We start from the raw sequence: 7,656 nt of genomic DNA, 5'->3' as shown, positions 1-7,656 counted from the left end.
CGCCCCGCCGCAGGCCGCTCCGGCCCCGGCCTCCGCCCCGGCTCCGGCCGCCCCCGTGCCCGCTCCCGCCCCGGCGGCGGCCCCCGGCGGGCAGCCGTCGGCGGCCGCGCAGCAGGGTGCCGCGCAGGTCCGGCAGCTGTGGCCGCAGATCCTGGAGGCGGTGAAGAACCGCCGCCGCTTCACCTGGATCCTGCTCAGCCAGAACGGCCAGGTGGCCGGGTTCGACGGCAGCGTGCTCCAGGTGTCCTTCATCAACGCCGGAGCCCGGGACAGCTTCGTCGGCAGCAACAGCGACGACGTGCTGCGTTCCGCGCTGGCCGACGCGCTGGGCGTGGACTGGCGGGTCGAGTGCATCATCGACCCGTCCGGCGGTGCCGGTGGCCCGTCCGGTGGTGTGCCGTCCGGCGGCGCCCAGGGTGGTGGCGGCTGGGGAGCCCCGGCGCGTCCGGCGGCGGCCGCGCCGCCGATGTCCGCGCCCGCCCCGGCGCCCGTGCAGGCCGCGCCGGTCCAGGCCGCGCCCGCGCCCGTCCGGGCTCCGTCCGCGCAGGCCGCGCCGGTGCAGGCCGCGCCGGTGCAGGCCCCGCCGCCCGTGGCGGCTCAGCCCGCCCGGCCGGTGCGGTCGGTGGCCCCGGAGGACGACATCCCGGAGGCGGACGACCCGGACCTCAAGGAGGACGTGTTCTCCGGCCAGGAGCTGATCATCCGCGAGCTGGGGGCGACGGTGCTGGAGGAGATCCACCACCAGGGCTCCTGATCGGGGCGGCGGCCTCGGGCCTGGCCGCGGCCCCTGAGCCGTCCCCGAGCCGTCCCTGACCCGAGCCCTGTTCCCGGGGCTCCGTGCGGCACGCAGCACGTAGGCTCGGCGGTGACGCACGAAGCATCGCAAGACAGCCGTGACAGCAAGGAGACAGCCGTGTTCCCCGGTGGTGGCCAGCCCAACATGCAGCAGCTGCTGAAGCAGGCGCAGAAGATGCAGCAGGATCTCGCGAAGGCCCAGCAGGAGCTGGCCGAGACGAAGGTGAACGGTACGGCGGGCGGCGGACTGGTCGAGGCGACGGTGACCGGTGCCGGTGAGCTGGTGGCGCTGACCATCGCCCCGGCGGCGGCGGACCCGGAGGACACCGAGACCCTGGCCGACCTGGTCCTGGCGGCCGTCCGGGACGCCAACCAGGCCGCGCAGAAGATGCAGGCCGAGCGCATGGGCCCGCTGACCCAGGGTCTTGGCGGCGGCATCCCCGGCCTGCCGTTCTGATGTTCTGCCGTTCCGGTGTTCTGATGTTCTGAACACCGGATTCTTGGGGCCAGAAGGTCTGAAGTTCAGACGATGGACCCATGTGATTTATGTGGGAGTCGGGCGTCGGGCGCTGTGTCCGACGCCCGATTCGTTGGATGATGGCACCGGAGCACCACCGACCATCCGAGGGAAGGCGCGACGTTGTACGAGGGCGTGGTTCAGGACCTGATCGACGAACTGGGCAGGCTGCCCGGCGTCGGGCCCAAGAGCGCGCAGCGGATCGCCTTCCACGTGCTGCAGGCCGACCCGACCGACGTGCGCCGGCTCGCCCACGCGCTGCTGGAGGTCAAGGACAAGGTCCGCTTCTGCGTGGTCTGCGGCAACGTCGCGGAGGCCGAGCAGTGCCGGGTCTGTCTGGACCCGCGTCGCGACCTCGCCGTCATCTGCGTGGTCGAGGAGCCCAAGGACGTCGTCGCCGTCGAGCGCACCCGTGAGTTCCGCGGCCGCTACCACGTGCTGGGCGGCGCGATCAGCCCCATCGAGGGCGTCGGCCCGGACGACCTGCGCATCCGCGAGCTGCTGTCGCGCCTCGCGGACGGCACGGTCACCGAGCTGATCCTGGCCACCGACCCCAACCTGGAGGGGGAGGCGACCGCCACCTACCTGGCCCGGCTCTGCAAGCCGATGGGCCTGAAGGTGACCCGTCTGGCGAGCGGCCTGCCCGTCGGCGGGGATCTGGAGTACGCGGACGAGGTCACCCTCGGCCGCGCCTTCGAAGGGAGACGACTGCTCGATGTCTGACCGGACGATCAACCAGCAGCCCCACACCCCCCACCAGCAGTCCCACGGGGAACCGGGGGCCCACACCTCGCACAGCCACGGCCACGGTTCGGAGCCGGACGACTTCGCCGTGCAGATCGCCGACTCGGTGGAGAGCTTCGTGCTCGCCGTCACCGAGGTCGCCAAGGGGGACGAGCCGGGCAGCGCGGTCTCGCTGCTGCTCCTGGAGGTCTCGCAGCTGCTGCTGGCCGGCGGCCGGCTGGGCGCGATCGAGGACGTCGTCCCGGAGGACCGTTTCGAGCCCGACGCGGGCCCGGAGCCGGACGGCGAGCAGCTGCGCGAGCGCCTCGCCGTGCTGCTCGCGCCGATCGACGTCTACCACGAGGTCTTCGACCCGTACGGTCCGCCGGAGAAGCCCAACGCCTTCCGGATCTCGGACGACCTGGCCGGTGTGGTCAGCGAGCTCCAGCACGGCCTGACCCACTACCGCGAGGGCCGGGTCAGCGAGGCGCTGTGGTGGTGGCAGTTCTCGTACCTCTCCAACTGGGGCACGACCTGCACGGCGGTGCTGCGGGCCCTGCAGTCGCTGATCGCCCACGTCCGGCTGGACAGTCCGATCGGCGCGGTGCCGGACGGCGCGGACACCGACGACGACGGGCTCACCGACGAGCAGCTGGAGCAGCAGGCGGGCGACCTGATGGCGGCCGAGCTCGGCCTCGGCCGATAAGCGGAGACAACCGGTGGCGGGCATTCCGCGAATGCGTCCGCGCATTGTGACGAATGCCTCAGCGGGTCGGCCGGAAAAGAAATCCGGCCGGATCGCCGCCCCGCGATCCGCCGATTCTCCGGAGCCGTACCGAATCGCCCGCAGACCTGCCGGTGGAGGCCTCCGCACCGCCGCCCACGTGCTGAAACTACCGTCTCACCATATGGAAAGCGCCGGTCGGAGCACCCCTGCTCGGTAGACTGACGACGACCGCACCCCCCTCTCCCCAGGGGGGTACGGGGGCCTTCAGCCCCCGGAAAAGACTTCGAGTCGAGGAGCGCACGTGGGCCTTGTCGTGCAGAAGTACGGCGGCTCATCCGTTGCGGATGCCGAAGGCATCAAGCGCGTGGCCCGCCGAATCGTTGACACCAAGAAGGCCGGCCATGAGGTCGTCGTCGTGGTGTCCGCGATGGGCGACACGACGGACGAGCTCATCGAACTCGCGGAGCAGGTGTCACCGCTGCCTGCCGGCCGTGAGTTCGACATGCTGCTGACAGCCGGAGAGCGCATCTCCATGGCGCTGCTGGCCATGGCGATCAAATCCCTGGGGCACGAGGCGCAGTCCTTCACGGGCAGCCAGGCCGGGGTCATCACCGACTCCGTCCACAACAAGGCGCGCATCATCGACGTGACGCCCGGCCGCATCCGCACCGCCCTGGACCAGGGCAACATCGCGATCGTGGCCGGCTTCCAGGGCGTCTCCCAGACCAGCAAGGACATCACCACGCTGGGCCGGGGCGGCTCGGACACCACCGCCGTCGCGCTCGCCGCCGCGCTCGATGCCGAGGTCTGCGAGATCTACACCGACGTGGACGGCGTGTTCACCGCCGACCCGCGCGTGGTGAAGAAGGCGCGCAAGATCGACTGGATCGCCTACGAGGACATGCTGGAGCTGGCCTCGTCCGGCTCCAAGGTGCTGCTCGACCGCTGTGTGGAGTACGCCCGGCGCTACAACATCCCGATTCACGTACGCTCGTCCTTCTCGGGTCTTCCCGGGACGATCGTCAGCAACGACAACCCGAACAAGCCCGAAGGGGGCGAGATGGAGCAGGCCATCATCTCCGGAGTCGCCCACGACACCTCCGAGGCCAAGGTCACGGTCGTGGGCGTGCCCGACAAGCCGGGCGAGGCGGCGCGCATCTTCCGTGCCATCGCCGATGCCGAGGTCAACATCGACATGGTGGTGCAGAACGTCTCCGCCGCGTCGACCGGCCTGACCGACATCTCCTTCACCCTGCCCAAGACCGAGGGCCAGAAGGCCATCGACGCGCTCGGCCGGGTCAAGGAGGGCATCGGCTACGAGTCGCTGCGCTACGACGACGCGATCGGCAAGATCTCGCTGGTCGGCGCCGGCATGCGCTCCAACCCCGGCGTCACCGCGACCTTCTTCGAGGCGCTGTCCGCCGCGGGCGTCAACATCGAGCTGATCTCCACCTCGGAGATCCGCATCTCGGTGGTCACCCGCGCCGACGACGTGCCGGAGGCCGTCCGCGCCGTGCACAGCGCCTTCGGCCTGGACAGCGAGAGTGACGAGGCCGTCGTCTACGGCGGCACCGGGCGATGACCCGGGGGCGGAACGGGGGCGCCGGGCGATGACCCGGGCACCGGGCCGGGACGCCGGGCGATGACCCGGCGTCCGAACCTCGCCGTCGTCGGCGCCACCGGCGCGGTCGGCGAGGTGCTGCTCGGCCTGCTCTCCCTCCGCCAGGACGTCTGGGGCGAGATCCGGCTCGTCGCCTCCCCGCGCCCGGCCGGCCGCGAGGCGGTGGTGCGCGGGGAGGCCGTCGAGGTCGTCCCGCTGTCCGAGGAGGCCTTCGCGGGGATCGACGTCGCGGTGTTCGCCGTCCCCGACCGGGTCTCCGCTCAGTGGGCGCCGATCGCGGTGGCCAAGGGCGTCGTGGTGATCGACGGCTCGGCCGCCTTCCGCACCGCCGATGACGTGCCGCTGGTCGTCCCGGAGGTCAACGCGGCCGCGCTGCGGATCCGCCCGCGCGGCATCGTCGCCGGCCCGGCCGGCACCACCCTCGCGATGATCGCGGCGGTCGGCGCGCTGCACGCCGAGTACGGGCTGGCCCAGCTCGTGGTCGCCTCCTACCAGGCCGCCGGCGGCGAGGGCCGGGCCGGCGAGGCCGCGCTGCGCGCGCAGACCGGACTGGTGGCGGGGACCCCGGTCGGCCGGCAGACCGGCGACCTGCGCGCGCTGATCGCCGATCAGGGGCCGTTCGCCGCCCCGCTCGCGCTCAACGCGGTGCCCTGGACCGGCGGGCTGCGCGAGGGCGGCTGGTCCGCCGAGGAGATGGGCATCCGCGACGAGTCCCGCAAGGTCCTCGGCCTGCCCGCGCTGAAGGTCTCGGCGACCTGCGTCCACATCCCGGTCGTCCGCACCCACGCGCTGGCCGTGCACGCGCGGTTCGAGCGCGAGGTCACCCAGCAGCACGCCCAGGAGATCCTGCGGGACGCGCCGGGCGTGGTCCTCTACGACGACCCGGCGGCGGGCGAGTTCCCGACACCGAACGACGTGGTCGGGACGGACCCGGTCTGGGTCGGGCGGGTCCGGCGGGCGCTGGACGAGCCGGAGGCGCTGGACCTCTTCCTGTGCGGGGACAACCTGCGCAAGGGGGCGGCGCTCAACCTGGTGCAGCTCGCGGAGCTGGTGGCCGGGGAGCTGACGGGGGAGTAGCCGGGGACGGCCCCGTGTCGGACGGCCCCGTGTTGGACGGCCCTGTCTTGGACGGCCCCGTGTCCATACCTGTGTCCGCTCCTCGACACAATCTGTCCGGAATCCCGGGGGAATCCCCTGGAGGCCTCTTCCGTCGATGCGGAAGAATGGGCCCCGGGCCGGGCAACCATGACAGGGGATCGAGTGTCCAACGTGCGTGGCGAACGTGATGGTGGGGGCAAGGACGGGCATCCCGGCGAGAGCCGCGACGGCCTTCCCGTCGCGCGCCCTGTGGCCTGTGAGTAAGCCGGAAGAAGACCTGATGACGGCGGCCGCACCCGGTGCGGCGGACTCCGGTGCCGGTACCGACGCGGGTACCAGCGAGGACCTGCTCACCGAGACCTACCAGGCGCACTACCGCTCGCTGCTGCGGCTTGCCGCGCTGCTCCTGGACGACCTCTCCACCTGCGAGGACGTCGTCCAGGAGGCGTTCATCCGGGTGCACGCCGCCCGGCGCCGGGTGCGCGAGCCCGAGAAGACCCTGGCCTACCTGCGGCAGACGGTCGTCAACCTGTCCCGCTCCACGCTGCGCCGCCGCATCCTCGGACTGCGACTGCTGCCGAAGCCCATGCCTGACATGGCCAGTGCAGAAGAAGGTGCCTACGATGCCTTGGAGCGGGACCAGTTGAAGGCCGCTCTTCGGGGTCTGCAACGCCGTCAGCGGGAGGTTCTGGTGCTGCGTTACTTCGTGGACATGACGGAGGCGCAGGTCGCCGAGACCCTGGGCATCTCGCTCGGCTCGGTGAAGGCCTACGGATCGCGCGGACTCGCCGCCCTCCGCATCCAGATGGAGGCCGGACATGGCTGAGGCTGACGGCGGTCGGCGGGGGCCGGAGGACAGGCCGGAGGACAGGCCGGCCGACAGGGCCGCGGTGGGACCGGCGGACGGGGCGGGCGGTGCCGTCGGCCGGGCACCGGGGATCCCGGAGACCCCTGGGACCCAGGGGACCCAGGAGAACCCGGACCTGTCGGACCTCGTGGCGCTGTCCGCCGAGGAACGGACGCTGCGGGAGCTGATGCACGGCGCCGTCTCCGGGATCCAGCCCTCGGTGGGCGGGCTGCCGCGGATCCGGAGGGCGGTGCCCCGTCGGCGGGCCGCGCGGCGGGGCGCCTGGACCGGGGCGGCCGCACTCGCCTTCGTCGTCGCGATCGGCCTGCCCGTCCTGCGCGAGGGGGAGCACCTCGGGCTCTCCGGCGGCCCCGGCTCCGCCGCCGCCAAGAGCCCGGCCGCCACCTCGCCCAGCGGTGCCGCCGGCACCGACGGCACCGGTACGGCCTCGCACACCGGTCCGAGCGGCACCGGCGGGCCCACGTCCCCGGGCACGGCCGCCGCCTCGCACGTCCCCGGCGGCGCGGCGACCCGCACCGACGGCGGCGTCGCGCCCAGCGGGAGCTCCGGCGCGGGCGACAGCGGCATCGTCCCGCTGTGTACCCGGACGGACCTCGGGGAGGGCGCCGCGCAGGTCGGCACGGCCGACGGCGCCGGGCGGATCTACGGCTCGTTCACCGTCTACAACGTCTCCGGGCGCAGCTGCCGGCTCGGCGGCCCCGGCTCGGTGGAGGTCACCGCCGTCAGCGGCGGCGACCGCGGCCGCGTCCGCACCGCCGACCACGCCCCGGGCGATCCGGCCGCCGGCCTGCCCGCGATGGACGCGGAGCCGCCGGTGCTCGCGCCGCGGGCCGGGTACCGGGTGCCGTTCGCCTGGGTCCCCGACCAGACCTGTACCGGCTCCGGCACCGTGACCAGCCCGTCCACCGGCGTCAACCAGGCGCGCCTGCGCTCGGATGTCCCCACCACGGAGTCCGGCGCCCCGGCCTCCGGCACCAGCAGCGTGCCCAGCTCCAACCCGCAGGCGTCCTCGTCCCCGTCGGCGGGCCCCAGCACGGACCCCAGCCCGACCGCCTCCCCGAGCGGCAACCCGCCCACCGTGCCGCAGACCGTCACCCTCGCCCACACCCCCGCCCCGGGCAGCCCGGCGGCCGCCACGGCGACGCTGCCGGTGCCGTGCAGCGGCACCGTCTACCGCGGTGGCGTCCAGGGGCTGGACGGTCCGGCGCCGCAGCCGTCGGGCTCGCCGACGTCGGGGTGACCACCTCGGGGTGACCACCCGGGGTGACCACCCGGGGTGACCACGCTGGGTGACCACCCAGGGCGAC

Annotated in this window: 7 protein-coding genes and 1 pseudogene; all 8 read left to right on the top strand. The window is 73.3% G+C overall.

The genetic code is table 11. The annotated features are described in order from the left end of the window. Nucleotides 1-754, top strand: a pseudogene (locus ACFRAR_RS31795) (DNA polymerase III subunit gamma and tau); the annotation flags it as partial. A gap of 159 nt (nt 755-913) precedes the next feature. After that, a complete protein-coding gene (locus tag ACFRAR_RS31790) occupies nt 914-1,252 on the top strand; it encodes a YbaB/EbfC family nucleoid-associated protein (RefSeq protein ID WP_380702520.1) in 339 nt (112 codons plus the stop codon). Nucleotides 1,253-1,435: 183 nt separating this feature from the next. Then, a complete protein-coding gene (gene recR / locus ACFRAR_RS31785) occupies nt 1,436-2,035 on the top strand; it encodes a recombination mediator RecR (protein WP_380702518.1) in 600 nt (199 codons plus the stop codon). Then, nucleotides 2,028-2,741 (top strand): DUF5063 domain-containing protein, encoded by a 714-nt coding sequence (locus ACFRAR_RS31780; RefSeq protein ID WP_380702516.1) that lies wholly within the window; start codon nt 2,028-2,030, stop codon nt 2,739-2,741. The genes recR and ACFRAR_RS31780 overlap by 8 nt, the downstream gene beginning before the upstream one ends. A 322-nt stretch (nt 2,742-3,063) precedes the next feature. Continuing rightward, nucleotides 3,064-4,344, top strand: coding sequence for an aspartate kinase (locus tag ACFRAR_RS31775; RefSeq protein ID WP_380702514.1), 1,281 nt, complete (start codon nt 3,064-3,066; stop codon nt 4,342-4,344). Nucleotides 4,345-4,404: 60 nt separating this feature from the next. After that, entirely contained in the window at nt 4,405-5,460 is a 1,056-nt protein-coding gene (locus ACFRAR_RS31770) for an aspartate-semialdehyde dehydrogenase (protein WP_380702512.1), read from the top strand. Between the two features lie 301 nt (nt 5,461-5,761). Continuing rightward, a complete protein-coding gene (locus ACFRAR_RS31765; RefSeq protein ID WP_380702510.1) occupies nt 5,762-6,307 on the top strand; it encodes a SigE family RNA polymerase sigma factor in 546 nt (181 codons plus the stop codon). Beyond that, nucleotides 6,300-7,589, top strand: coding sequence for a hypothetical protein (locus tag ACFRAR_RS31760; protein WP_380702508.1), 1,290 nt, complete (start codon nt 6,300-6,302; stop codon nt 7,587-7,589). Before ACFRAR_RS31765 ends, ACFRAR_RS31760 begins: the two co-directional genes overlap by 8 nt. Nucleotides 7,590-7,656: the final 67 nt, after the last annotated feature.

Origin of the sequence: Kitasatospora sp. NPDC056651 (assembly GCF_042792155.1) — a bacterium.
Lineage (GTDB): Bacteria > Actinomycetota > Actinomycetes > Streptomycetales > Streptomycetaceae > Kitasatospora.
This window is presented reverse-complemented; position numbering and strand designations above follow the sequence as displayed.